This window comes from Bacillus marinisedimentorum, assembly GCF_001644195.2.
GTDB classification, from domain to species: domain Bacteria; phylum Bacillota; class Bacilli; order Bacillales; family Bacillaceae_O; genus Bacillus_BL; species Bacillus_BL marinisedimentorum.
In genome coordinates this window covers 92,021-117,522 of the sequence record NZ_LWBL02000040.1, presented here as the reverse complement: position 1 = coordinate 117,522, position 25,502 = coordinate 92,021, and the positions used below count along the sequence as shown (strand labels likewise).

The following is a 25,502-nucleotide window of genomic DNA, read 5'->3' as shown; positions in this document are numbered from 1 at the left end:
GAATCGTTTTATGGGCATACCGCACGAAAAAACGCTGGACAGCAGTGCCGCCCTGTTGATGGAAGGTTATCAGTTCATCCCGAACAGAATGCGCCGCTTTCAGTCGGATATCTTTGCAACACGCCTGCTCGGGCAAAAAGTCGTTTGCATCGGCGGGGAAGAAGCCGCAAGCATGTTTTATAACGAAACCCTTTTTCAGCGGAAAGGGGCGCTTCCAAAAAGAATCCAAAAATCATTGTTCGGCGAAAATGCGGTCCAGGGATTGGACGGAGAAGCGCATGAACATCGCAAACAGTTATTTATGTCCCTTATGACGCCAGAACGGATGCAACTCCTGGGCGATTTGACGATGGACCAGTGGAAAGCGCGGGTCAGCGACTGGGAGAAGGCCGGACAGGTCGTACTCTTTGAAGAAGCAAAGCAGGTACTATGTGAAGCAGCATGCCTATGGGCCGGCGTTCCATTAAAAAAATCCGAAGTGAAACAGCGCGCTGATGACTTCTGGTACATGGTGGACGCCTTCGGTGCTGTCGGTCCGAGACACTGGCGCGGCCGCAGGGCCCGAAATAGAGGTGAAAAATGGATTAAAGGAGTCATTGAGGATATCCGCACCGGAAAACTGAGGATCCCAAAAGATTCAGCTGCTTATAAAATGGCTTTCCACCGGGATATGAAGGGCAATCTGCTTGATACTCAAATTGCAGCTGTTGAGCTTATTAATGTCATCAGGCCGACTGTCGCCGTTTCGATCTACATAGCGTTCGGAGCGCTGGCACTTCATCGGCTTCCGCAATACCGCACCAAACTCCAGGCAGGGGATGATGACTTTCTGGAGATGTTTGTCCAGGAAATCCGGCGCTTTTTCCCATTTGTCCCCGTTCTTGGAGCCCGTGTCCGCAGCGAGTTTTCCTGGAAAGGCCACCACTTTGAAAAAGGGACGCTTGTATTGCTTGATATATACGGAACGAACCATGATCCGCGGCTCTGGGAAGATCCTGATGAATTCCGTCCAGAACGATTCCATGATTGGAACGGCGGCCTTTTCGATTTGATTCCACAGGGCGGCGGTGATGCTGACAAAGGCCACCGCTGTCCGGGAGAATCGGCAACGCTTGCAGTCATGAAAGCGACAATGAAATTTCTTCAGGACGACATCGATTATGATGTTCCGGAACCCATTCAGAACCTCGGCTACAGTCTGACGAGAATGCCGAGTGTACCGGAAAGCGGCGTCGTGATGGTGAATATTAAAGGAAGAGAATGATAGCAGCTGAAACCGGCCCCAATCTGGATTTTCGCCAGAAAGGGGCCGGTTTTTGTTTTTTTAAAATGGGCAGTTTGTTACAGCTGAGAATGACGCATTTCTGCCGCACTCTCAGTTTATCCAACCTTAATAACGGTGTTTTTCAACTTTGCGGATTTATCTTTTTTTATAATGATTTTCCAATCCTTTTTCGCGGAGCAAGCGGTGAATCTCATCTCGGCACGGGCGCTCAAGCAGAGATTCACCTGTACCGATGTTATTTTTGCCCATTGACGAAGCGGTTTTTTAAGGACAAGTTATTCGGTTTTGCTCCTCTAATCGGGCCAATACACATCTTCATGGACGATTCAGCGGATATCGACAGCCGCATTTAACAGAGCCTTTGTAAAAAAACGCCTGACATCTGCACACAGCAGGTCAGGCGTTTACTTATTTCATCAGTGAAAAGAAAGCCGAAACGGCCGGGCTTCCAACAGCATCAGCAAGACAGGAAAGGTAGAACGGACGTGTGACAGTAAAATCCTCTATGTCAATAATCCGGATATTTCTGTGTTCCGCAGCCCTCTTTGCCGCCAGCGATGAAACGACCGATACACCCATTCCTGCTTCAACCGATGCGATGACAGCTTCCGTGCTGCCCATCTCCGCCACAATCGGCAAAGCTTCAGGGGAAATTCCTTTTGCACGGAGTGCCTCTTCGAACGAACGGCGGGTTCCGGAATCTTTTTCACGGAGCACCCAGTCACATTTCATTGCATCACTTATCGAATCGAACACCGGCGGACAGTCTTTAGATGCAATCAACTGAAGGTTATCGGTGAAAACCCGCCTTGAATGGACGCGATCGGATTCATCTGTTTCACCGGTGAGGGCAATATCTATTTTTCTCTCAAGAAGCCATGAATAAACAGTGCGGCTCCCCGCCACTTTCGCCCGGATCCGCATGTCCGGAAACTTTAGCCGGCTTTCCTTTACCATTTCAGGAAGCAGGTATTGGGAAGGAATGGTGCTTGCTCCAACCAATAGCTCCCCCGTGGGCTCCGGCCCGAGAATCATATCTTCCGTTTCTCGCCAGAGGGCAAGGATTTTGTTGCTCTGTTTATATAAAAGCTTACCTTCCCGGGTCAGCCTGATCCCGGAAGAGTCCTTATGGAGAAGATTCATACCGAAATGCTTTTCCAGCAGCTGGATCCGCTGGGTTACAGCAGGCTGGGAGACCGCCAGAATCCGGGCCGCCTCTTTAAAACTCTGTGTATCGGAAACTTGCACGAAAGCATTCAAATGATTTAGATTCATCCATGTTCCCTCCTTTTACTCGGCAGCTTTCCGCAAACCTTCCGAAATGAGATCGGCCAGAAAGACAAGGCCGACATAGCAGATTAAGTAAAGGGCCACTTCCGTATAATGAAACCAGCTCATGCTCAGTTTGAATTCCCGGCCAAGCCCCCCGGCGCCGACGAACCCGACAATTACGGTTGTGCGGACAATGACTTCCCATCTGTACAGGATGTACGTGATAAATTTGGGGAAGACAAGCGGAATGACGCCGTATATCAGTAGCTGTGCTTTTGAAGCACCGGACATTTCCAGGGCCTGGAGCGGACGGCCGTCCATATCTTCAATCACTTCCGCACAGAGCTTTCCGAGAATGCCAAGGTTGTGGATCGCCAGGGCGATGGCACCCGGCAGGATGCCCGGCATCAAAATGAAGATAATCAACATGGCCCAGAGCAGTTCCGGAACCGCTCTTGAAAAAACATAAAAAAGCCGTACAGCCCAAAACAGAAATAAGCCATATCCCTTTTTCGAGATTGACAGAAATCCTGCTGACGATGTTTTTACAGCAGGGATAACGGTCAACACCACGACAATGACGGCAAACCCGATTGCCATAATACTCATGATAAGCGTATCAAATGTAAGCGAGAGTGCATGCTTCCAGCTTTCAGCTGACAAAAACGCCGGGTTTTCCTGCTCAATACCTGCCAGTTCTGTCAGGAAATCCATCGTATGCTGGACGTTTTGCCCGGAATAAAGGGCAGGGAGATCAGCCCCTTCGGATGTAAACAAAAAAAGCCACGAAGCGGCGGCCAGAACCGCGGCCAGGAACAGCGACAGTTTGATGACCGGAAGCCGGGCAGCCGCCTTTTGGAAAAATCTTGTCACCATAGCGCCAGCCTCCCTCTGACAAGCCTGCTCCAGGCGTCAACGAGGATGACCAGGGCGATCAGGAAATACAGAAATGTCCACACTTCATCGTACTTTAAATCATGGAGCGACAGCTCGATTTGAAACCCGAGACCGCCCAGGCCGATGAAACTCATAATCGCCGAAGACCGAACCGCGCACTCGAACCGGTAAAATGCATAGCTCACCATATCAGGTGCCGCCAGTGGAAAATAGCCGTACAAAAGCCGCTGCAGGCTTGATGCCCCGCTCATTTTCAGGGAGTTGACCGGTTCATCAGGCACATCATTCAGCATGTCTGCAAAAATCCGTCCCAGAATCCCGCCATACGGGATTCCGATGGCAAAAACAGCAGCAAGCGGGCTCAGGCCGATGGCCGCAACGAACAGCCACGCCCATACCAGTTCATGGATTGCCCGCATGAAACCGAGGAGTCCGCGGAATATCGTTTTGGCCGCCCGCCGCAAACGTCCCTTCCGAAACAAGACACCTGATGCAAGCACGCCGAAAACCAATCCGAGTACGAGTGCCAGTGTCATTCCAGTTGCTGCATAAGCAAGCGTTTTCCATGAAGCAGCAAGACCGAGCATAAGGATTTCAGACGAAAGAGCAGGCTTCACCATCCCTTCTGCCAGCTGAACCATCGTTGTGATGCCGCCGTTATGGATAAGGTCAGGCCCCCAGTTCACCGAAAACAGGCTGGCGATGAACACAAGTGCCAATAAAGCCGTCAGCAGCCCGCGTTTATGAAAGTAAAACATCTGACCCATCCTATTTGCCCTCCGCAAGTGCATACAGGTGTTCCAGGTCGGCAACTCTGACATCCCCTGCCTGGAGATCGAATTGGATGACACCGTCTTTCATTGCGATAACCCGCTTGAAATATTTCCGGGCGAGTTCAACCGAATGGAGGCTTGCAATCAGCGTCTGATTCCGCTCCGACGCAAGCGCCGTCAGCAGTCGAAGCACGCTTTCCGAACGGGCCGGATCCAGTGAAGACACCGGCTCATCGGCAAGGATGACTTCAGGGTTCTGCACAAGCAGGCGGGCCAGCGCAACCCGCTGCTGCTCACCGCCTGACAGGCCGGACGTTTTCTCATGGCCGCGGCCCGAGAGACCGACACGGTGCAGCGCTTCTTCAGCGAGCTTCCGGTCCTGCGGAAACAGTAACGAAAACAGCGATTTGGAAAAACTCCATTTCCCGAGCCTGCCGGCAAGCACATTGTGCAGCACCGGCAGCGGGCCGACCAGATCGAACTGCTGCCTCATCATCCCGGTTTTCCGGGCCAGCTCCCCGCCATACCGGTAAGAAGACAGCGCCGCACCGCCCAGTTCTATCACTCCGTCATCAGGTGTAATAATTCCCGATAAAATATTCAACAGGGTCGTCTTGCCTGCACCGCTTGGCCCGATCAGCGCAACCGATTCTCCCTGCCGGATTTCAAAAGACAGCGGGCCGATTACTCTCGTTCCATTATATCGTTTTTCAATCCCATCTACCGAATAAGCGCTGCCTTGCCGCATAAGAATTCACCTTCCTGCGAAGACACCCGGCCCCCTCTGTATGAGTGACAGGGTCAGGCATCAATTGCTACTTAAGGATTCCAACCTTTTTCGCCACTTTTTCAATGTCTTTGTAATTTTCGTTCTTTGTTTCAATAAAGGAATCGGTTTGGAACAATTCGAGAATATCACCCTGTTCTTCCCCCATGGATAGAAGGGCCTCTTTCACTTTTTCCTTTGTTCCTTCACCGAACGTTTCATCAACATTGTTGATCGTCCAATTATAATCGTAATAAGCTGGTGTTGTATGAATGGCTTCAACTTTTTCAAGGTCCACCTTATCTTCCTCGACTGCGCTTTCCCAAACTTTTTCATTCAGGACGCCTGCCTGATAAGCGCCGGACTCAACCAATTTCCACGTCTTATCATGTGAACCCGAATAATTTACGTCGCCGTCAAAATCTTCATCCGGCTGAATCCCTGCCTCATTCAGAAAATGGCGAGGCATCAAATGGCCCGATGTAGAGCTCTCGCTGCCGAAAGTGAAACGCTTGCCCTCCATGTCTTCAAGCGAATTGATGCCAGAGTCTTTTTGGGTGATAAAAACGGAATGGAACTCTTCATCAGATGGCCGCTGTGCAATGGCCTCCGCTTCCGGCACGGCATTGCGCGCCTGGACACCTGTCAATCCTCCGAACCATCCAAGCTGGACTTCACCGCGTTTGAATGCTGTGACAAGCGCAGCATAATCCTGCGACGGCACATATTCGACATCAAGTCCGGTTTCCTCTGCAAGGTAATCCGCGAACTCTTCGAACCTCCTATTCAAATCTGAAACATCCTGATCGGGGATCGCACCGATTTTAAAAACGGATTCATCACTGCCGCCGGAGCCTGATTCACCGCCAGCTTCCTCACTATCGCTGCCGCATCCGGCAAGCATTCCCAGTATCAGCATAGTAATGACAGCTGCTATTTTCTTCATTATAAGTACCCCCTGAAAGCGTTGATTTTTATAAATCATTATGTAAGTGTCATGATATCATATTTTCTTATACTGTTAATAAGAAATTATGATTTGTTGATTTCAAAAATATTGGACAGAATAACGCAGTGTCAGAATTCTCCCCTGAAGGAGCAGGACAAAGTGTAACGGAATGTCTACAGGAATCGACTTATAAATAGGAGAATACTATCAGAAACTAAATAACTTGCTGTATTTTCTCTTATCCTATTCAGAAGCACACATGCACACATGAATACAAGCCTCGGCCCGTACATAGGAATAAGTTAATGAAAACTCGCCGATTGGCGATCCTTTATGCGAACACAGAGGCATCGCTGCCCTTATTTATATTTTAAAAATTGGCCGCTGCGTCGATATACTTCCTTGCTGCCAATTTAGACTCTTATACGAAAAAAAGGATGGTCTGGTTATGAAGAAAACGGGAAAGCAATCATATTTGCTTGCACTTTTTATCTCGTCCATTGTCTATATGGAGCTTATTTTCAGAATTGCTTCCGGCCAGGCGTTTAATGGCCGGCACTTACTGATTGTTCTGCTTTTTTCCGTTACTGCCGGCTCCTTCTTTTACTTGCTTGCCAGCTTTTCAAGGAAGGCACCCTTCAACCGGATATTATCGGCCGCACTCCTTGGGCTGACCGCTTTTATTTTCACTTCACAACTGATCTACTTTAAACTGTTCCGGACGTTTTATACACTTTACTCCGCTAAAAATGCCGGCCAGGCGGCAGAATTTTGGAAGGATGCACTAACATTTTCACTTAAAAATAGCCTTTGGATATTGCTGATTTTCCTTCCTGTCCTTTTTCTCATTACCGCAGGGCGGAATTACCTGCCGTTCACAAAAATCGCCGGGATAAACAGAGCGGCACTGATTTCGTTTATGGTGTTTGCCCATGCGGCAGGTGTGCTGGCTGTTTACGGGGGCGGACGGGAACAGCTTTCCGCTTATGACCTGTATTTCGAAAACAGCAATCCTGCACAATCCGCAAATAAACTGGGTATGGTCACAACAATGAGGCTAGATTTACAGCGTCTTCTCACCGGCTGGTCTCCTGCACTTAAAGCTTCGCCTGACCAAATATGGTCACCGCTGCCAGACACGGCTTCAGGAAAGGCAGAGTCCGGGGAACCTGCTCGGGAATACAACGTGATGGATATCGACTTCGACAAGCTTATTGATGCTGAAAACGACCCGCAGCTAATAAAGATGCACAAGTATTTTAAAAACGTCCCGCCAACCGCCAAAAATGAGTATACGGGAAAATTCGAAGGCTACAATCTCATCTTCATTACGGCGGAAGCTTTTTCGCCTTATGCCGTCCGGGAAGACGTCACGCCGACCCTCTATAAAATGGTCAATGAAGGCTTCCGTTTCACAAATTTCTACAATCCCATCTGGGGTGTGAGCACGACAGACGGTGAATATGCCGCATGCACGGGGCTCATTCCTAAAAAAGGCGTATGGAGTTTTTACAAATCGGGAGACAACCATTTACCTTTTGTGATGGGGAACCAGCTGAAGAAGCTTGGCTATCAAACGAATGCCTATCACAACCATACGTACTCCTATTACAAAAGACATATATCACATCCGAACATGGGCTATGACTATAAAGCCGTCGGCAACGGGCTTGATATGAAAAAGACCTGGCCGGAATCAGACCTGGAAATGATTGAAAAAACGGTTCCTGAATATATTGGCAATCAGCCGTTCCATGCCTATTACATGACCGTAAGCGGACACATGCAATACTCATTCACCGGCAATTTCATCGCCTGGAAAAACAGGAAGCATGTACAGTCTCTTCCTTATTCGGAGGCCGGCAGAGCCTATATCGCAACCCAGGTCGAACTGGATCGGGCCCTGAAGCGCTTGAACGAAATGCTTGAAGAAGCGGGAGTCGCCGATAAGACGCTCATCGCCTTAAGCGCCGATCATTTTCCGTACGGGCTTGAAGATAACGTGATCGATGAAATGGCCGGCCGCCGTGTAGAACGAAACTTCGAGCTGTATAAAAGCCCGTTCATCCTGTACGCGAAAGGGATGGAGCCTGTCACGATCGACAAACCGGCCTCAAGCATCGATATCATCCCGACCCTTTCAAACCTGCTGGGATTGGAATATGATTCCAGGCTTCTGATGGGGACGGATATCCTTTCCGATGCTGAACCGCTCGTCCTTTTTGAGAATAAAAGCTTCATTACAGACAGAGGCCGCTATAACTCACTGACCGGCAAATTCACGCCGAACAAAGGCAGTGCTGCCGGCGAAGCATACATCAAACGGATGTCGGCAGTCGCCGACAGCAAGTTCTATTATGCCGCCAGGATTTTGGATACGGATTATTATCGGAAGGTTTTACGTTAAGAGGTGCCCGCCCCGCCTGCTAAGGAAGTAATGCAGCCGGGGCCGGCACCTCTTTTACATAATTAACGAATATTGGCGGAAAATAAAAGTAACTCGTATCAGAAGAAAGGACTGTCGTGATGGATCTTTATAACGGTGATTTATACTGGCCGGCAGTGAGTTCGGGACATAAGCGCTATAAACCCCTTAATGACGACATTGAATGTGATGTTTTAATTATCGGAGGCGGCCTGTCCGGATCGATGTGTGCTTACTTGCTCTCAGAGTATGGCGTTGATGCGGTACTGGTGGAAAAAGGAGAAATCGCCTCCGGAGTGACAGGGGCAAACACCGGGTCCCTGCAATTTATTTCTGATAAAATGCTTTCCACAATGATCAAAGAATTAGGTGAGGAGAAAGCAGTCTACTTTTACAAATTATGCCTGCAAGCTGTCGATGAAATGTACAGGCTTGCATCGGCGGTGAAAACCGACACAGGATTTGAGCGCCGGAACAGCATGTACTTTGCCAGTACAAAAACGGATGTGAAACAGCTGAAAGCGGATTTCGACCTTTTAGTCAAACACGGCTTCCCTGTGACATACATGGATCGGGAGGAAATCGAGAGCAAGTTCCCCCTCAGCAAACCAGCCGGAATCTATTCGCTGAATGCGGCAAAGTTCGACCCGTTCAAATACAATCATGCTTTAGTTGATGCAGCCGCCGGCAATGGCATCAAGGTATATGAAAATACCCGCGTGACCAGCTATGAACTTGGGGATGCAAGTCAAGTGTTTGAAACGAGCGGCGGCAGAATCAAATGCCGGAAAGTGGTTTTTGCCACCGGCTATGAAACACTGGATTTCATCAAAACAAAGAAATTTTACCTCACTCAAACTCATGTGTTCGTCACAAAACCGCTGAGCAAATCGGACCTCTGGTATCAAAACTGCCACATATGGGAAACGAGCAGGCCTTACCGATATATCAGGCTGAGTGACGACCATAGGCTTATCATGGGCGGACTTGATGAAAGGATCTCTCATCCCGTCAGTTCGGTACGAAAAATCAAAAAGAAAACCGAGCAGCTGATCAAACTGACGCAAGACCTCTTTCCTCAGATGAATTTTGAAGTTGATTATGAATATAACGCTGTATTTGCAAAAACACTTGACGGCCGGCCGTTAATCGGACCGCATCCCGATTACAAAAATGCTTATTTCCTCCTCGGATTCGGCGGAAACGGAGCGCTCTACAGCATGCTTGGCGCAACGATCATCCGCGACATGCTTTTATACAACTACCACCCGGCCCAGGATATTGTCCGGCTGGATCGGTTTGAATAGCGCCGAATGATGGCGCGTTGGCGGTTCCTGCCCCGGTGCGTTAATGCGCCGGGCAGGAACCTTTTTTCCATTATTTTAATATTGATATACCTCCTTCTAAGAATCTATAATTACTCCAATCCTTAAAAGGGTTCACCTTAATGCTTCGCCGGGCGGCATCGTCCTGCAGCATAATTTCCGTGTCCCAGGCCATCTGGACGGAACAATCGAAGCCCTGCCGCAAATCATTGACCAGCTGCGGGCAAAGGGATACAAATTTGTGACCGTGTCAGAGATTATAAACAAATAGCTGCAATCCGTAAAAACACGCCTTCTCCACACTAACTGGCTCGGTTTTAAGGTGCAGCATTACAAATACAACGTAAAATCCCATTCGTTTTTACCAACCAAATTGGCAAGGTGAAACCCAACATAACTAGTGCCGAAAAACGCTCCAAGTGAAATTAGCTTGGAGCGTTTCATTTTTATAGGACTATTCCACTAAAGCACCCTTTAACGGAATTAGTATTTTCGGCAACACTTGCCATCAGGACTATTTACCCTGAAGATGCCAGTTAATCAAACGTTTAATTAACCGTCCGAAAAATGCCATTCCCCGGCTTCATACAAAGAGGATTCAGCCGGCCAGGCTCCCTGTTATATCAATCTATTATCCTGGTCCATATGGTATAATAGGGATAGTTAGAGTCCTGATATAGGTATCGTGTAACTGCATCCCAAAATCACTTGTTGCCTTTTCCGGTCACCCGTTCTTATCAATGAGGAGGGCTCAAAAATGGCAGTGCTCATCGGAGTTGCGGTTGTAGGGTTGCTTTTGGTCGCAGGCATTTTCGGCAAAGTCAACGGTAAGAAGTGGTCTGCCCTTGCCTTTTCGCTTGCTGCTGTCGGGACGGTTATTGCGATTACACTTGCAGGCATCAGCTACTTCGGAGATTCTGCACAAGAACCTGAACCTGTCTCAGGGGATGCTAATAATGGCGGTGAAATCAAGGCATCTGCCATCGAAGAAGTGACTTCCGTCATTACTGCCGGCATGCCCCTCACAGAATACGAAACCGCAATAACCGGATTTAACCTGGAGCTGGCCAGGGAATTCATGCTGGAAAACGGAAGTGAAGGCATCATTTATGAAGCTGCTGACGGATTTATCGTCATCACGATGGATAACGAAAAAGTGACGGATATAAAAAGCTTCGCGACTCTCCATGATGCGGCAGCGTACGAAGAAGAGTTGAAGGCGGCCGCAATCGAGGAAGAACAAAAAAACGATGATGAATCGGTTGAGCCTCCCGCAGAGGATGATAGTGATGAGCCGGAACCCCCGTCTAAAGATGACGACACAGGCGAACCGGAACCTCCGGCAGGCGGCGATGACAGTGATAAACCAGACCCGCCGGCAGCAGATGATGATATCAATGTACCTGATGACAGCTATGTACTCTATAAAGTAGTTAGCGGCGACACGCTATGGTCTATCGCCCAGCGCGCGGATGTCACTGTCGACCAGCTCAAAACGTGGAACAGTCTTTCGACGGATACGATTTATGTCGGCCAGGCACTGAAAATTTACGGTATTGATGCAGTCCCGCCGCCGGCACCGCCCCCTGCTCCGCCGGCTGCTTCACCATCCATATTGATCATCCACGGCAGCCTGCAGCAAAAGGAAATCGCCTTCACATTTGATGCCGGCAGTGACGCAGCTGGAATCCGCATCCTGGATGTCTTGAAAAAGCATAATGTCAAGTCGACCTTCTTTTTAACCGGAAAATGGGCAGAAAAATTTCCGTCTTATGCGAAACGGATTGCGGCGGACGGCCATGAAATCGCTGCCCATTCGTATTCCCATCCTGACTTTACAGCTATCAGCTACGATGCGATCCTCCAGGAGATGGCAAGAGCGGAAAGAGCGATTGTTCTTGCAACCGGCAAAAGTCCGCGCCCTTATTTCCGCTTCCCATATGGAGCCTATAATACCACCGCCTTGAAAGCTGTAGGCCAGGCCGGCTACCCATACAGTATCCAGTGGTCACTCGATACACTCGACTGGAAACAGCCGTCAGTGGATTATCTCGTCTCCCGAATTACTGCCAATGCCAGCAACGGGGATATAGTGCTTATGCATATCGGCGGCATCAACACGCCTGAAGCAGTCGACCGTGTGATTCCGGTTTTGAAGGCGAAAGGGTATAAGATTGTGACTGTGACCGAGGTTAGAAACTAAAACGGTGCCTGTCCCCCGGCGCTTTGATGCGCCGGGGACAGACACCGTTCAGCACTTAGGCTTATTGCTTGTCATATCTGCTGTTCATTGAGTTGTCGTCGTACTTGCTGTTCACCGAGTCATTGAAAACGTTCTTGTCCTCATCGACATCCAGGTTTCCTTCACCTTTTACATGAAGTTCCTCATGTTTCACGTCTTCCCTGACTTGCTCCTCATTTTCCACCTCCCGTTTACCGACAACAACTTCATCGGAAACGACCGGCTTTTTCCGGACCTCGACATCTTCTTTCATTACCGGTATGTGGTATTCTTCGTCCTCTTTCAGGGAGTTTGCGTTCACTTCTGCTGTCTCCTCGTCATGGACAGGACGTTTTTTCACATAAACTTCTTCACGTGAAACCGGCACGTTCACCGTTTCAGTATCCTCCACGACTTCTTTTTCGATTTCGACATCGCCGGCTTCCGCCTCTCGTTTATTGAGGTCGAGCTGTTCTTCACGCAATTGGATGTCACGTTCATCTTCAACTGTTCAACTCAGTACCTGTTCCAGTTGCTGGAGGTGTGCCTGCGGTGACATCTGCACCTTCATTTGCCGCCAGTTCCGGGTCACCTACAACAAGCATCTTGCCCTGTTCGAGTTCAGGTGCATATTCTTGTGCTTCGTCTTCCGGAACACCCATTTCCATGAGGGTATCTTCTACGGGTGCTTCATGTTCACCTTTTAGTGCGGAAGTGATTTTGTCCAGAAATCCGCCGCCCTGCTTGTTTTCATCACTATTAAGCGGCTCCATATCAACACCAAGTTCGTCAGATACACGCTCGACTTCATTTTTATCTTCACCGATGACTGAGAAGCCAGCGGAATCCTGGTTTTGGCGATTATTATTTTCAAATTTGTTAATCACTTCTTCTGAGGACTCATAAACCCCAATTACATGTCTGTTTTCCATCTCTAGATGCCTCCTTGTAGATTTGGGATTTTTATTTTGTTGTAATACGGCGTTTCCCAGGCATTTGATGAGTAAAACTGTTAAAACCAAAAATAGGAAAAACGTTACCGTTGGTTGCCGGGCGCTGCTCTCTGACTGCCCCAGCATGGCAAAACCCTTTACTGCAGACATCGGACAAACCTATTTATTGTTAAAAAGTCTACAAAAGGCCAGAACAGAATAGCTAGATTTTTCTGTATAATAAACATAGAATGTGTTCTATTACGTTATTAATAAGGAGGATGGAAGAGTTGCGCAATAAAGAAATGCTGCTTATACCGGGACCGACACCTGTTGTCGATTCCATTTATGATGCCCTTGCGCAGGAAACCAGAAGCCATACCGATGCCAGGTTCGCAGACATTTACCGGAGCGCTCTTGAGAAGACAAAGGCCATGTTCAAGACAGACGGGGAAGTATTTGTCATTTCCGGATCAGGGACACTCGCAATGGAAATGGCGCTGATCAATACTGTGCCATCCGGGGCGGACATCCTGGTCATCAGCCATGGTTTTTTCGGAGACCGCTTCATTAAGCTGGGAGAAGCATTCGGCTATAATGTCGACATGCTTCAATCTGAATGGGGAAAGCAGGTGGATCCGGCACTGGTCGATGAAAAACTCGCCTCCAGAGATTTCAAGGCAGTCACAATCACGCATGCCGACACCTCAACAGGCGTAGCCGCCGATCTTGATGCACTGGTGCCAGTCATCAAAAAACACGGGGCGCTCGTCATTGTCGATGGTGTATGTGCAACAGCCGCGATGGAAGAAGACATGAGCAAGACATATGGCGATGAAAACGCCAAAATTGATGTCGTGCTGACCGGCGCCCAGAAAGCGATCGGTGTTCCGCCTGGCCTTGCCATCGTCGCCTTTAACCAATCGGCGCTCGCTGCCCGCGAAAAGATCGGACATGTGCCCGGTTATTATTCCGACATTTACAACTGGATTCCGATCATGCATGACCCGCAAAAATACTTCGCCACCCCGCCGGTGAACCTGATCTATGCATATAATGAAGGAATGAGGCTCGTCATGGAGGAAGGCATGGAAAAACGCATCACACGCCATGAGGCCCTCGGAAAAGGAATCCGGTCAGCCCTTTCCGTATATGGCATGAAAGCTATTGCAGACGAGGAAGCCGCTGCCGCAACATTGAGCTGCATCCTCTACCCGGAAGGAGTCGATGATGCTGCATTCCGTGCCGCTCTGGCCGAAAAAGGACTGATCGTCGCAGGCGCACTTGCCCATCTCGCCGGCAAAGCATTCCGAATCGGCCACATGGGAAATGTCACCGAAGACATGCTTGAAAAAGCAGTCGTTTTGATCGGCGAAACACTGATTGAAATGGGGCATCCTGCCAATATCGGCGATGCTGTGGAAATGTTGAACGGCTCTTTCTTCAAAGCTTGACAGGTGCCTGTCACTTGTCGTTATTTGCCGAAAAGATGCCTGTCCTCCGGAATCATCGGAGACAGGCATTTTTTTGCCCTAGAAGGCGCCTGCCCCCCGGTATGTTACTGTTTTCCTGGACCGGGGGGCAGGCACCTACAAGAACATTGCCTCTTCCGCCGCCTTCATCACAGCAAACGCACCTGAGCTCAAGTTAGATACGGCTGTTATCCTCGCATCCGCATCAGGGTAATAGGCAGAGTGGAAGCTCACGCCCGGGTCATAGCCCATAACGTGATACTTATAAATAGAACCGTCACGGTCATTAATCCACATTCCATACCCATAAGAAACTCCCTTTTTCACGTGGATATGCGGAGTCATCAGTAAACGGGTATATTCTTCGCTTAAAAGCTTATGACCAAGTAAACCGTCCCACAATTTCACCATGTCCGGCGCCGTCACAAATGCACCCCCGTCTGCTCCTCCCGTGGCTGGAATCGAATATATATTAGTTTTGTATGACCCATCCTCCATATCAAGATAACCATATGCCGTACTCCCAGGAAGCTGGTCAAGCGCAAAATAGCCGGACCGATCCATCCCGCATGGCTTAAAGATTTCCCTTTCTACATATTCCTGAAAAGAAAGCCCGGATTGCTGTTCGATGATCAGCCCCAGCAAAATATATCCTGCATTATTGTAGTGAAATTTCTCCCCCGGCCGAAACATCATTTGCCCGTCCCGAAATAAAGGCAGAAAGTCCTCTAACGTCCTTAAAAGATACATAGGCGTCAGTTTCCAGAGATCTTCAAAGTCATCCATTACCGCCTCATCAAAATAATCAGGTATCCCTGCACTGTGGGTCAGCAGATGATGGACGGTAATGTTTTCATCAAACCCGGAAAATTCAATATCAAGACAGTCTTTAAGCCTGTCATCAAGTAATATCTTCCCCTGTTCAGCAAGCTGGCAAACCGCAATGGCAGTAAACAGTTTGCATCCGGACGCGATACCGAATCGCGTGTCGACGGTATTCGGAAGCTGATCCGCCCGGTTGGCAAAACCGGCTGCAGACGTAAACAAGGTCCGGCTGCCCTTGTTTATCATTACTGCTCCCGAAAACATTTCCTCATCCATAACTTTTTCTATTGATTGCTTTAATGTCTCATCTTCCAACTTCCCCGCCTCTTTCCTCTTTACATCATCCTATATAAAATTCAAGAAACCCTTTTCGTTTCCTCCATACATTTCGAGGGGTGCCTGTCACCTGTCGGTATTTGTCGAAGTACTTGCCGGTGTCATGAGCTGCCTGACCGGGGCCCTGGAGATTCCCCGATTTTTCAAATTGCTTCTCACGTAAAGAGCCTGATCCCGGCCGGGGTCAGGCTCTTTCTTTATGTTCATCTTTTTGTGCGCACTCTCGCTTTGTTCCTCGAGTTCAGAAGGAATAGTGCAAGTCCAAATGCTGCAAGAGTGAAACCGACCAGGAGCAAGTCATATCTGTTTCCCGCCGTATTTGGAAGAAGCTGTACATTTGTTCCATTGGTTGAAGCAGATACCAGGTTAAAAGGATTTGGCGTTTGCCCTTCTTCATCTTCGCTGTTTCCTAATACTGTGAACGTGCTGAGATGCCTGGTGTAGCCTGATACTTTACCCTCATGGTACTCTCCGCCAATAAGCTCCCATTTGTTCGTTTCTTCATTCAAATAAAAGATTTTTCCTTGCTCTGGATTACTGTTTGTTCGTGTGTTTACGGTAAATGTCAACAAGATTCCTTCATCAAATTGACTGATGGTTTTGTTCCCCTGCTTAATTGTGATATCGTATACCTCGCTCAGGGCTTCGGGAATATCCTGCAGCCGTTTAATGATGATAATTACATCTTCCTCATCACCCAAAATAGAAGAAGGAACTTTAATGTTGAGGCCGCCTCTTGCAATCGTGACAGCTGCCTGTTTAGCTTTCAATAAGCGTACTTGTTTTTCGGTCAATACAACATTAATTACAGGATCTTTCCCGGTATCCTTTACATCAACGTGGATATTCCCTTTGTCTGCCAGCGACTCAACAGCCGCATCAGGGATGGCTGCCTTTCCATCTTTCACAACAGGCTTCGTGATGACTGTTTTCTTTTTAGGCTGTTCAGTTCCGCCCTGTCCGTCTCCAGGTGCTGCATCGGGAGGTCCTGGCTGATCTGTTCCGCCTTCGGAAGGAGGCGCTGATGGATCGCCGGCTGATCCGTCTCCCGGTACACCTCCGTCATCTCCCTCAGAATCTCCATCAACCTGGGGTTCATCACCATCGTCGTTATCTTCCCCTTCTTCTATCGGCACTCCGCCGCTGTCCCCCTCATCCGGATTTTCCTCCACTGGTGAATCTCCAGGACCTGTATATGAAATGTTTTGAATGATAATCTCCCGCTCAATGACTGAATTCCGCGTGATATGGATTTCTTTCAATAGCTCCCCATCATCGCTGTCCGGATTCAGCATATCCAGATTGGATATGAACCCATCCGGCAACTCGACCAATAGGATATAGCCGCCGATTTTCAGCACTTCTTTCGGAGGATCCCATTTGACGCTGCCGCCCGCCTGGATGTGGCCTATCAATTTCGCCTCATCTGTATATTTCGAAATACCCGGAGTGGCCAACTCATTAATATAAAGCGGGTTCAAATAATCTTGATAGGTCGTTTCAATAGCGGTTTTGTCTTTTATCTCACGGCCAAGAATGACATCCTTGCCGACTATGATTGAATCGACCGGCCCAATGACTCCGCCCCTTAGCTGGGCTACATCCACGTTTAGATTGCCAGTAGGGATCGGCGAACCGATTTTAAAATTATCCTGGAATGTTTTCGGAATGCCGTTTTCGTCATCCCCCATCGGATAGTCAGAGTTCTGGCTCATATAAACGACATAGGATTTTGAGAAATTGGTCGTATCTCTAAATTCTGTTATTTCATACAGATTGAAGCCTACCAAATCTTCCCCTTCTCCTACAGTAAACATCCCTTCACCGAGAAGTGGGTTGCTTCCGCTTTGCTCCACTTTTACATGATAGTCGCCAGCAGGAAGATTATAGCCTCTGATGTAGACATCTTCTTTCGACAGGAACTGGTCGACCGGTTCTTCCGAATCTTCCGTCGTGGCAACAATCCGGAATGGATCGACCACGGATGGGTCTGCACCAACGCTGACATAACAACTTGCCAGCGGTTCGCCATCAGTCGTTTTAACTGTAATTGAAGCATACCCGGCGGAAAGCCCTTCAATGGCGGCAAGTGCCGGATCATCGCCAACCGTCACATTAGCAATCTCCGGATTTGAACTGTCCCACTCAAGAGTTGCCAGATCAAGATCTGCCGGGAAAAAGTCAATTATTGAAAGATTCGCTGTTCCGCCGATATACACACTCAACTGTGGAGCGCTCAGTGTAACATCAGGGCCTTCATCCCCATCATCCACTGCTGTCTTTTTCAGGACAATCTGACGGTAAATATCGGTATCCCGTTCAATATGGACTTCCTTCAGCAGTTCGCCGTCTTCGGAATCCGGGTTTAACTGATCAAGGTTAGAAGTATAGCCGTCCGGCAGTTCGATCAACAGGATATACCCGCCGATTTTCAGCACTTCCTTTGGTGTGCCCCAGACGACACTGCCGTCTGCCTGGACCTCGCCGATCAACTTCGCTTCATCCGAATATTTGGAGGTGGCGTCTGTTCCATCGTAAAGCGGATTCAGATAATCCTCCAATTGGGTCTCTGCTGCTGTTTTATCTTTGATTTCACGCCCAAGGATGACATCCATTCCTTTAAGTTCCGGATCCAGTGAGATGATTTGTCCATTTTCCTCAACTACCACGTTAACGCCAATAGCGCCAGTTGGAATCGGCGAACCGATTTTGAAATTATCCTGGAATGTTTTCGGAATGCCGTCTTCATCATCCCCAGGTGGAAAGACCGGGTCCTGGCTCATGTAAACAAAGTATGATTTCGAGAAATTTTCCGTTTCCTCAAACCCAGTCACATCATAAAGGTTGAATATCGCCTCACCCTGTTCATTAAAAGCAATATCCACGGTGCCGTCACCGAGAAGAGGATCGCTGCCCTTCTGCTCCACTTTTACATGATAGGTGCCTTCAGGCATTCCATACGCGCGGATAAACACGCTTTCTTTATCTTCAAATTGGTCGACAGCCTCAGCAGAATCTTCAGTTGTCGCCACGATATATGCCGGATCGGTGACTGCCGGATCCGCAGCAACCGTGACTAAACATTCTGCAAGCGGTGTTCCATCAAGCTTTTCGACTGTAACAACCGAGCTTCCCGCTGCAGTACCCGTTAACTCAACAACCGCAGGATCACCCGTTTTTTGTACCGAAACGGCTGAGCCATCACTTTTCCATACAAGCGCCTGCAAGCTTGCCCCTTCAGGTGTATATTCAATGATGGAAAGGGTCTTTGTTTCCCCAATAAAGAGGCTCTGTGTGTTCGCATCCAACACGGCCGTTTTCACTTCAACTGCTGTAGAACCGGTTACCTCAATCGTCAGCACAGGTTTTTCAGCTGTTCCTGTCACAGTTCCTGTCAGTGTCTCAGTCCCTGGCTCCTTAAAGACAGCTTGACCATTCGTTCCGTCCCAGGATACCGGGACTTGCAATGTTGAACCATCGTTTAGAACGGCAGTTACTTCAGCCGGCAGCGTAATCACTTCACCTGTTTGAGCGGTGATTGTCTCGAGAGGCTGAAATCCCGTAATCTCCTTTACCGTGACAGAAGCTGTTGCCGTGAATGTCTGGTTTCCATCCGTAATTGCCGCCGTCACGTTCGCAGTACCGCTCGCCTTCGCTGAGACATTGCCGCTTGCATCCACAATGGCAACACCCTGATCACTGCTTGTCCAGCTTACAGCCTGGTTTGAGGCATTTGCCGGCACGATGCTGGCCGTGATTTTTTCTTGCTGCCCTTTCAACAAGCTCACAGCACTTTTATCTATGGTGATGCCTGTTACCCCGATGCGTTCCACTTTTTTATAAAGGAGCGTCCCTGATTTTTGAAAATTGCCCTGTGCCTGTTTCAGCTCGATTATCAATGGCACCGGACCTTCATATCCAGCAATGCCGCTCCCTGTAATTGTGGCCGACCCGCCTGGAGGAACTTGCTTAAACACAATTTGATGGTTGACTGTATCCCCTGACATGGTCACCGGCGGCTCGCCTGCCTCCGCTTTCTTGCTTAGCGTAACGTGTGCCTGGGTTTCGTTATCCAGACCTTCAGCATGAATAGTGATCGTATATGTTTTTTCCCCGCCCGTCTCGGTACTGCCACTGTTCCCCCCTGCTGCCAATACCGTCGCTCCCAGCCCATTTATAATCGTAAGGAGAAAAATTGACAGTAAAACGATAACCTTCTTGAATCTTTTGCGAAGTGTTGATTTTTTCACCCTCGAGCCCTCCTTTTTATTCAGTTTCAGCCGGTATCGTTGTTCACTTTCGTCATCATCGTTTTTGCACTCCCTCCTTTAGGAAACAGATTTCAAATTGTTCGTTAAAAAGAACAACCCTTTTGTTTAATTATACTCCTGTACTGAAAATAAAGGACGAATAATGAGAAGATTTTGTTCTTATTTGAGAACGATTTATTATGTAAAGATAGTGTTAAAATGCAAAAGTTTTAGTGAAATCCTGTCCGTCCGGCATATTTGACTTTGAAATTCCTCCCCGATATGGCTCTATTAAAGAAGCCGAGGGCAACCGATAATAGTAAAATAATGCTATAATTTATTACTATCTGGCTGTACGTTGAAAACGAGGGTATGGATTCTCTGAACGCGAAGGAACACAGCTAAGATGAAATGGTACCAATAGCAGATTTCATACTTCACCGGAGTAATTGTACATTTTAAATAGAGATTGTACCGCGGCAGGCGGTTCATAAGTGTGAGTTTCCGGGAACATGCAAGTACTCTAACTTTAGGGACGATTTGCGTCTACTGGCAGTTCTGAAATGCAGCAACGAGTCGCGCTCTAGTCCAAAAGCTGATAAAGCAAAACGTCAAACCGGATCACTTCAATAATTTATGGGCATGAACCTTTGTACAAGAAAGGAACGTAACAATGAAGCCACCATTCCGTTTTTCGATAAAAAGATATCTTTTTGTTTTTCTAGGTTCGCTGTCACTCGCACTCGGTGTGCTCGGGATCGTTTTGCCGGTGCTGCCGACAACGCCGCTTTTACTGCTGGCTGCCTACTTTTATGTTAGAAGCTCGGAAAAGCTTTACAACTGGTTGATCAATCACAGGATTTTTGGACCGTATATCTATAACTACATTAAATACCGGGCCATAAAAAAGAAGGCCAAAGTCAGTTCTATTATCTTTTTATGGCTGACACTTTTCCTGTCAATGTGGCTCGTATCAAAACCCTTTGTCACGGTCATTCTATTTGCCGTAGGCATCGGCGTAAGCCTTTACTTGCTTTCACTGAAAACACTTGAGACCAATGATGGTGCCTGACCCACGCTGCGATAACACGTTATCGCGACCTGGGCCGGGCATCTTTTTTATTTTTATCCAAAAGGGGTTGAAAAAACGACATCGGTGTCGTTATAATAAAAATGACACTACTGTCGTTTTAATAAATGGAGGGATTTTATATGGAAGCACGGTTGGGACGAAATAAAGGGTTTTTGACGTTAATGGCCGCCCAGTTAATTTCAGGACTTGGTGATTGGCTGAGTATTGTGGCGGTTATTACGCTTGTCGGATTGAAATGGAATGCAACACCATTGGAAGTTTCTTTCATCATTTTGTCCCTGGCTGTGCCGATGGCGCTGCTCGGCCCCTTCACGGGAACTATTGCTGATCGGCTAAATCGGAAAACGCTTATGATTATTTCCGACCTGGCAAGAGCCGTCCTGATTCTCATACTGGCAACGGCAAGTTCCATCTACACCGTGTATGTCTGTTTGTTTGCGACAGGGCTGCTGTCCGCCGTCTTTGTCCCGGCAAAAAACGGTAAATTGAAAGAAGTGGTTGCGGAGGGAAATATGAAAAGCGCCATGTCCATTACATCCATGATCGATTCCGGCACGAAAATCGCGGGGCCGCTGCTGAGCGGAATTCTGGTTGCTTCATTCGGGACGAAGCTCGTCTTTTACATCGACTCGGCGACGTTCATCATTTCCTCCCTCCTCATCTTTTTATTGCCAAAGGCTGCAAATGTCCTTGAGAAACAGACACAGCAGGCTGAACATACTGAAAAGTCTTCTTTTAAAGAAGATTTTTTGGAAGGGATGGCTTTCATCAAAGGAAACCGTTATTTTTTAATAGGTATGACGGTGCTGGGAATCAGCCTGTTGATCCTGCAGCTGTCCGATTCACAATTCATCGTGCTGATCCGCCAATTAACGGACGCTTCTCCTGATTTGTTCGGTATGCTCGTGACCGGTTCAGGCCTCGGCATGTTTCTCGCCGGCTTGCTGTTGGCCAGGAAAACAGAGTATAACGCCCTCCTGCTGATGATTACCGGTGTTTGTGGGGTCGGCGTAAGCTTTGGTATGATGGCAGTATTGACAGCTGCTGATATACCTTTTTCACTTATGTGGGGGCCGGCTCTCGGGTTTGTTGCCGGTTTTGCAGCCAGCCTGGTCTTCATTCCGTTCCAGGCAGCGGTGCAAACCGATACACCTGTCCATATGACAGGAAGAGTGTTCGGGGTGATCAACAGCGTGACAACAACCGCCACCATCATCGGCCCATTACTTGGCGGATGGCTTGCCACGGTCATAGGGATTATTCCGACATTCATCATCACCGCCTCCCTTTTAGTGATAATGTCCTTAGTCGTATTCTTATTCAGAAGCAAAATAGAACGGGGGAATGAACATGTCTCCGAAAGTCAGCAAGGAGCACAAGGAACAGCGTCGAGCTAACATATTGGAAGCGGCAAAAGAGGTATTCATTGAATACGGCTATGAACGGACAACGATGAAGCACATCATGGATGCCGCAAATGTGAGCCGCGGCGGGCTGTATCAATATTTTTCAAATAAAGAAGACGTATATGAAGCAATCCTTGAAGAATCACTCACCCAGTCCGGAATAAATATGCAGGGCTTATTGAAAAAAGAAGTGCCTTCATACTGGGATTTATTAATGCGAAGCATATTTGGTGAAAGTGGCCGTCCGGATGACGAAATGGACCCCATGGCTCCTTCCAACCTGGAATTCTTCGTAACCGGCCGAAACGATAAGCGCCGGCGCGAATATGGCAGGGTACGATACTATAACGGGTTGAAAATTTACAAGGATATCATTGAACAGGGGCAAAAAAGCGGAGAATTCAGCACCAGGTTTGACAGTGAAATACTGGCCAGATCGATTATCTCGTCCATCGACGGCCTGGCACTTGATCATACCATCCTGCCAAGTGAGGACATTAAGCTGAAGGAGCAGTCAGAGCTGTTTGTGGAATATTTGCGGATGGCGTTGGGAGTAGAGTAGCGGTGCCTGTCACTCGTCGATATATGTCAAACCATAACAAAAAGCCCGGGAAGCCGGGCTTTTTGTTTGCGCAAATTTCGACAGGTGCCTGTCACCTGTCATTTTTTCATCTCCCGCCATCTATTCGTCAATAGGTTTTTTTAGCACGTTGACCAGAAGCGCTGTCACGATGACACCGGCTATAATAGCTACAAAAAACATCGGGACATTTTCCACAGCCCGGAAGACCGCGACAACAGGCCCACCGTGCGGAACGTGGTCTGTCACCCCGCTCATCATGGCGATGACCGCACCGACCATGGACCCGATCATTATGCTCGGGATAACCCTTAACGGATCTTTAGCGGCAAACGGGATTGCACCTTCTGTAATCCCGACAAGCCCCATCGCAATGGCGGCTTTGCCGGCATCCTGCTCCGCCTTTTCATACTTCCGCCTGTTAAGCAAAGTAGCAACACCCATTCCGATTGGCGGTACACAAATGGCTACTGCAATCGGACCCATAATATTCGGGTTCCCTTCCGCAATCATGGCAGCCCCAAACAAGAAGGCCACTTTGTTGACCGGTCCGCCCATATCAAAAGCGATCATAGCTCCAAGAATCAAGGCCAGCACGATGCTGCTTGCCCCCTGCATTCCTTCCAGCCAATCAGTCAGCCCGGAGAACACGGCAGCAATCGGAGTACCTATTATAAAAATAAAGACAGCCGCGACAATGATGGATGCCAGTAGTGGAATAATCAGAATCGGCATAATCGGGGCAATCATTTTAGGTACTTTCCACCTCTTAATCCATCTCGCCACATATCCGGCAATGAAACCTGCTACAATTCCGCCAAGGAATCCGGCCCCTGCCTCACTGTCATAGAAGCTTCCGTTTGCGGCAATATGACCGCCGACTATCCCCGGCGCAAGACCAGGCCGGTCCGCGATACTCATCGAGATGAACCCGGCCAAGATCGGCACCATGAATGAAAACGAAGCTCCGCCAACCGCCAGGACTTTATTCCAAAAGGATCCTTCCGGAATTTGCAGGCCTTCCGGAGTAGGTTCTCCGCCGATCGCCAGTGACAGCGCAATCAGCAGCCCACCGACCACAACGAATGGAATCATATAGGAAACACCGTTCATCAAGTGGCGGTATACCGGATTTTGCCCTTGCTTTCTTTCTTCCTTCAGCTCTCCGGCCGACTTCACTCCTTCGTACTCACTGACATCACCCTCTTCGAATCTCCTGATAAGCTCTTCAGGCTTGTTTATGCCGTCCTGCACGCCTGTTTCAACCAGCTTTATGCCGGCGAATCTCGATTTGTCGACTGCTTTGTCCGCTGCAATGATGATACCGTCGGCTTCCTTGATATCTTCAGGGGTCAATTCATTTTCCACGCCAATTGACCCCTGTGTCTCTACTTTCATTTCCACATTCATCTGTTCCGCTGCTTTTTCCAGATTCTCTGCAGCCATATAGGTGTGCGCGATGCCGTTCGGGCATGATGTGACGGCAAGCAGCTTGAGCTTCCGCCCGGCTTGTCCGGTTTCTGAACCGTCATTGTCTGCCTGTCTGCCTTTTTCCCTATCCTGTTCCGTTCGGGCATCCTCCCATAAATCAATCGCCTTCAAAACCTCTTCGGGAGTTACAGCTTTCATTAAAGCTTCTTTGAAAGTATCATCCAGAAGCATTTTCGAAAGCCGTGACAGCGCCTCCAGGTGGTCCCTGTTTGCCCCTTCAGCAGCTGCTATCATGAAAAACAACCGTGCTGGCTTGCGATCCAGGGAATCAAAATCGACACCCTCCCTGGACCGCCCGAACGCTATGGCAGGCTTTTTCACAGCGGCCGTTTTCGCATGTGGAATGGCAATGCCTTCACCTATTCCTGTCGTACTCTCTTTTTCCCGTTCCCAAATTGCCTCTACGAATGCTTCCGGGTTCGTGAGCATGCCTGACTTATCCAGCACCCCGGCAAGCTCGTCGATTACCCCACTCTTGTTATCCGCCTCAAGCTCAAGCTTAATCGTCTCGGCCGATAACAGTTCGGATATCTTCATCCACTTACCTCCTCTGTACAACGTTCTTCTAAAGAAGTCGTAATGAACCATCTTATTTTATGGGAAACCTGGAAAAACATACATAGCAGCTTTTAAAAGGAGGCATGTCCTTTAAAGCCATAAAAAAAACTCGCTGATGGCGAGCCTTTAGGCGAAGACAGAGGCGTAGTTGCCCTTATCTATAATCTTAAAATTGGCCACTGCGCGGAAATACTCCCTTGCTGACAATTTATACTTTCCTATATGGGAACAAAAGCGCAAGGCGCCCGCTTAGCGGCGTAAGCATAAGCGGGAGTACCCGCAGAAAGGTGCGCTTTCCTTCCGAAGGGGATCACCGCTTATGACGATAGCCGCTGGCGCCTGGAGCCGGATGACCCCCTTCCCGCTTTTTATCAACAACGCAAAAATTTTATAATTTCCTTAACAATAAAAAAAAGGACTCTGCAATAGAGTCCTTTTTCACAATTAGAATTTGTTTACGTTTGTAGCTTGGGGTCCGCGCTGGCCTTGTTCAGTCTCGAATGTTACTTTTTGGCCTTCATCCAAAGTTTTAAACCCTTCGCCCTGGATAGCTGAGAAATGAACGAATACGTCTTCTCCGCCTTCAACCTCGATGAAACCGAAACCTTTTTCTGCGTTGAACCATTTTACTGTACCTTCTTGCATG

Annotated in this window: 20 protein-coding genes; 9 read left to right on the top strand and 11 right to left on the bottom strand. The window is 48.4% G+C overall.

Going from position 1 to position 25,502, the window contains the following annotated elements; all coding sequences use genetic code 11:
- Positions 1 to 10: 10 nt before the first annotated feature.
- Both cypC and A4U59_RS12000 read left to right on the top strand, forming a co-directional pair.
- The gene (gene cypC / locus A4U59_RS12005; protein ID WP_066173847.1) at positions 11 to 1,264 is read left to right on the top strand and encodes a CYP152 family fatty-acid peroxygenase CypC; all 1,254 of its coding nucleotides are present in this window, start codon (positions 11 to 13) and stop codon (positions 1,262 to 1,264) included.
- Complete coding sequence (locus tag A4U59_RS12000; protein WP_066173844.1) at positions 1,261 to 1,638, top strand: hypothetical protein; 378 nt, start codon at positions 1,261 to 1,263, stop codon at positions 1,636 to 1,638. The genes cypC and A4U59_RS12000 overlap by 4 nt, the downstream gene beginning before the upstream one ends.
- 55 nt (positions 1,639 to 1,693) lie before the next feature.
- On the opposite strand, the gene A4U59_RS11995 is transcribed toward A4U59_RS12000, so the two are convergent.
- From A4U59_RS11995 to A4U59_RS11975, 5 genes are all read right to left on the bottom strand, one after another.
- Positions 1,694 to 2,560 carry a selenium metabolism-associated LysR family transcriptional regulator gene (locus A4U59_RS11995; protein WP_066173841.1) on the bottom strand — a complete coding sequence of 289 codons (867 nt, stop codon included), beginning with the start codon at positions 2,558 to 2,560 and terminating at the stop codon, positions 1,694 to 1,696.
- 15 nt (positions 2,561 to 2,575) lie between these two features.
- On the bottom strand, positions 2,576 to 3,433 hold the full coding sequence (locus A4U59_RS22250) for a PhnE/PtxC family ABC transporter permease (protein WP_066173838.1): 858 nt from the start codon (positions 3,431 to 3,433) through the stop codon (positions 2,576 to 2,578).
- Positions 3,427 to 4,221 carry a PhnE/PtxC family ABC transporter permease gene (locus A4U59_RS22245; RefSeq protein ID WP_083270815.1) on the bottom strand — a complete coding sequence of 265 codons (795 nt, stop codon included), beginning with the start codon at positions 4,219 to 4,221 and terminating at the stop codon, positions 3,427 to 3,429. Before A4U59_RS22245 ends, A4U59_RS22250 begins: the two co-directional genes overlap by 7 nt.
- A 1-nt stretch (position 4,222) precedes the next feature.
- Positions 4,223 to 4,975, bottom strand: coding sequence for a phosphonate ABC transporter ATP-binding protein (locus A4U59_RS11980; protein WP_066173836.1), 753 nt, complete (start codon positions 4,973 to 4,975; stop codon positions 4,223 to 4,225).
- A gap of 67 nt (positions 4,976 to 5,042) precedes the next feature.
- Positions 5,043 to 5,939, bottom strand: a complete 897-nt coding sequence (locus A4U59_RS11975; RefSeq protein ID WP_066173834.1) for a putative selenate ABC transporter substrate-binding protein — start codon at positions 5,937 to 5,939, stop codon at positions 5,043 to 5,045.
- A 451-nt stretch (positions 5,940 to 6,390) separates the two neighbouring features.
- On the opposite strand from A4U59_RS11975, the gene A4U59_RS11970 reads away from it, so the two are divergent.
- The 3 genes from A4U59_RS11970 (at position 6,391) to A4U59_RS22395 (ending at position 11,895) form a co-directional block, all read left to right on the top strand.
- Complete coding sequence (locus A4U59_RS11970) at positions 6,391 to 8,349, top strand: LTA synthase family protein (protein WP_066173831.1); 1,959 nt, start codon at positions 6,391 to 6,393, stop codon at positions 8,347 to 8,349.
- A 119-nt stretch (positions 8,350 to 8,468) separates the two neighbouring features.
- Positions 8,469 to 9,674 carry an NAD(P)/FAD-dependent oxidoreductase gene (locus tag A4U59_RS11965; protein ID WP_066173828.1) on the top strand — a complete coding sequence of 402 codons (1,206 nt, stop codon included), beginning with the start codon at positions 8,469 to 8,471 and terminating at the stop codon, positions 9,672 to 9,674.
- A gap of 775 nt (positions 9,675 to 10,449) precedes the next feature.
- Positions 10,450 to 11,895, top strand: coding sequence for a polysaccharide deacetylase family protein (locus tag A4U59_RS22395; protein ID WP_066173825.1), 1,446 nt, complete (start codon positions 10,450 to 10,452; stop codon positions 11,893 to 11,895).
- Between the two features lie 61 nt (positions 11,896 to 11,956).
- Here A4U59_RS22395 and A4U59_RS11955 read toward each other — a convergent pair whose 3' ends face one another.
- Complete coding sequence (locus A4U59_RS11955) at positions 11,957 to 12,397, bottom strand: YsnF/AvaK domain-containing protein (RefSeq protein WP_066173821.1); 441 nt, start codon at positions 12,395 to 12,397, stop codon at positions 11,957 to 11,959.
- Between the two features lie 19 nt (positions 12,398 to 12,416).
- Entirely contained in the window at positions 12,417 to 12,845 is a 429-nt protein-coding gene (locus tag A4U59_RS11950) for a general stress protein (RefSeq protein ID WP_066173818.1), read from the bottom strand.
- Positions 12,846 to 13,135: 290 nt separating this feature from the next.
- On the opposite strand from A4U59_RS11950, the gene A4U59_RS11945 reads away from it, so the two are divergent.
- On the top strand, positions 13,136 to 14,299 hold the full coding sequence (locus A4U59_RS11945; RefSeq protein WP_066173945.1) for a pyridoxal-phosphate-dependent aminotransferase family protein: 1,164 nt from the start codon (positions 13,136 to 13,138) through the stop codon (positions 14,297 to 14,299).
- 135 nt (positions 14,300 to 14,434) lie between these two features.
- Here A4U59_RS11945 and A4U59_RS11940 read toward each other — a convergent pair whose 3' ends face one another.
- Positions 14,435 to 15,457 carry a serine hydrolase domain-containing protein gene (locus A4U59_RS11940; protein WP_281183662.1) on the bottom strand — a complete coding sequence of 341 codons (1,023 nt, stop codon included), beginning with the start codon at positions 15,455 to 15,457 and terminating at the stop codon, positions 14,435 to 14,437.
- A gap of 224 nt (positions 15,458 to 15,681) precedes the next feature.
- The gene (locus A4U59_RS11935; protein WP_066173815.1) at positions 15,682 to 19,728 is read right to left on the bottom strand and encodes an Ig-like domain-containing protein; all 4,047 of its coding nucleotides are present in this window, start codon (positions 19,726 to 19,728) and stop codon (positions 15,682 to 15,684) included.
- 673 nt (positions 19,729 to 20,401) lie between these two features.
- Between A4U59_RS11935 and A4U59_RS11930 the strand changes: the two genes are divergently transcribed.
- The 3 genes from A4U59_RS11930 (at position 20,402) to A4U59_RS11920 (ending at position 22,789) form a co-directional block, all read left to right on the top strand.
- Positions 20,402 to 20,800 carry a YbaN family protein gene (locus A4U59_RS11930; RefSeq protein ID WP_066173812.1) on the top strand — a complete coding sequence of 133 codons (399 nt, stop codon included), beginning with the start codon at positions 20,402 to 20,404 and terminating at the stop codon, positions 20,798 to 20,800.
- Positions 20,801 to 20,940: 140 nt separating this feature from the next.
- On the top strand, positions 20,941 to 22,218 hold the full coding sequence (locus A4U59_RS11925; protein ID WP_066173809.1) for an MFS transporter: 1,278 nt from the start codon (positions 20,941 to 20,943) through the stop codon (positions 22,216 to 22,218).
- Entirely contained in the window at positions 22,172 to 22,789 is a 618-nt protein-coding gene (locus A4U59_RS11920; protein ID WP_066173806.1) for a TetR/AcrR family transcriptional regulator, read from the top strand. Before A4U59_RS11925 ends, A4U59_RS11920 begins: the two co-directional genes overlap by 47 nt.
- 120 nt (positions 22,790 to 22,909) lie before the next feature.
- Here A4U59_RS11920 and A4U59_RS11915 read toward each other — a convergent pair whose 3' ends face one another.
- Complete coding sequence (locus A4U59_RS11915) at positions 22,910 to 24,835, bottom strand: PTS fructose transporter subunit IIABC (protein WP_083270812.1); 1,926 nt, start codon at positions 24,833 to 24,835, stop codon at positions 22,910 to 22,912.
- Between the two features lie 465 nt (positions 24,836 to 25,300).
- Complete coding sequence (locus A4U59_RS11910) at positions 25,301 to 25,501, bottom strand: cold-shock protein (RefSeq protein WP_066173803.1); 201 nt, start codon at positions 25,499 to 25,501, stop codon at positions 25,301 to 25,303.
- Between the last annotated feature and the right edge of the window lies 1 nt (position 25,502).

Coding starts and splice junctions, on each gene's coding strand:
- A4U59_RS22395 (WP_066173825.1), top strand. CDS start 10,450: ATGGCAGTGCTCATCGGAGTTGCGGTTGTAGGGTTGCTTTTGGTCGCA.
- A4U59_RS22245 (WP_083270815.1), bottom strand. CDS start 4,221: ATGGGTCAGATGTTTTACTTTCATAAACGCGGGCTGCTGACGGCTTTA.
- A4U59_RS11980 (WP_066173836.1), bottom strand. CDS start 4,975: ATGCGGCAAGGCAGCGCTTATTCGGTAGATGGGATTGAAAAACGATAT.
- A4U59_RS11915 (WP_083270812.1), bottom strand. CDS start 24,835: ATGAAGATATCCGAACTGTTATCGGCCGAGACGATTAAGCTTGAGCTT.
- A4U59_RS11920 (WP_066173806.1), top strand. CDS start 22,172: ATGTCTCCGAAAGTCAGCAAGGAGCACAAGGAACAGCGTCGAGCTAAC.
- A4U59_RS11975 (WP_066173834.1), bottom strand. CDS start 5,939: ATGAAGAAAATAGCAGCTGTCATTACTATGCTGATACTGGGAATGCTT.
- cypC (WP_066173847.1), top strand. CDS start 11: ATGGGCATACCGCACGAAAAAACGCTGGACAGCAGTGCCGCCCTGTTG.
- A4U59_RS11965 (WP_066173828.1), top strand. CDS start 8,469: ATGGATCTTTATAACGGTGATTTATACTGGCCGGCAGTGAGTTCGGGA.
- A4U59_RS22250 (WP_066173838.1), bottom strand. CDS start 3,433: ATGGTGACAAGATTTTTCCAAAAGGCGGCTGCCCGGCTTCCGGTCATC.
- A4U59_RS11910 (WP_066173803.1), bottom strand. CDS start 25,501: ATGCAAGAAGGTACAGTAAAATGGTTCAACGCAGAAAAAGGTTTCGGT.
- A4U59_RS11930 (WP_066173812.1), top strand. CDS start 20,402: ATGAAGCCACCATTCCGTTTTTCGATAAAAAGATATCTTTTTGTTTTT.
- A4U59_RS11925 (WP_066173809.1), top strand. CDS start 20,941: ATGGAAGCACGGTTGGGACGAAATAAAGGGTTTTTGACGTTAATGGCC.
- A4U59_RS11950 (WP_066173818.1), bottom strand. CDS start 12,845: ATGGAAAACAGACATGTAATTGGGGTTTATGAGTCCTCAGAAGAAGTG.
- A4U59_RS11970 (WP_066173831.1), top strand. CDS start 6,391: ATGAAGAAAACGGGAAAGCAATCATATTTGCTTGCACTTTTTATCTCG.
- A4U59_RS12000 (WP_066173844.1), top strand. CDS start 1,261: ATGATAGCAGCTGAAACCGGCCCCAATCTGGATTTTCGCCAGAAAGGG.
- A4U59_RS11995 (WP_066173841.1), bottom strand. CDS start 2,560: ATGAATCTAAATCATTTGAATGCTTTCGTGCAAGTTTCCGATACACAG.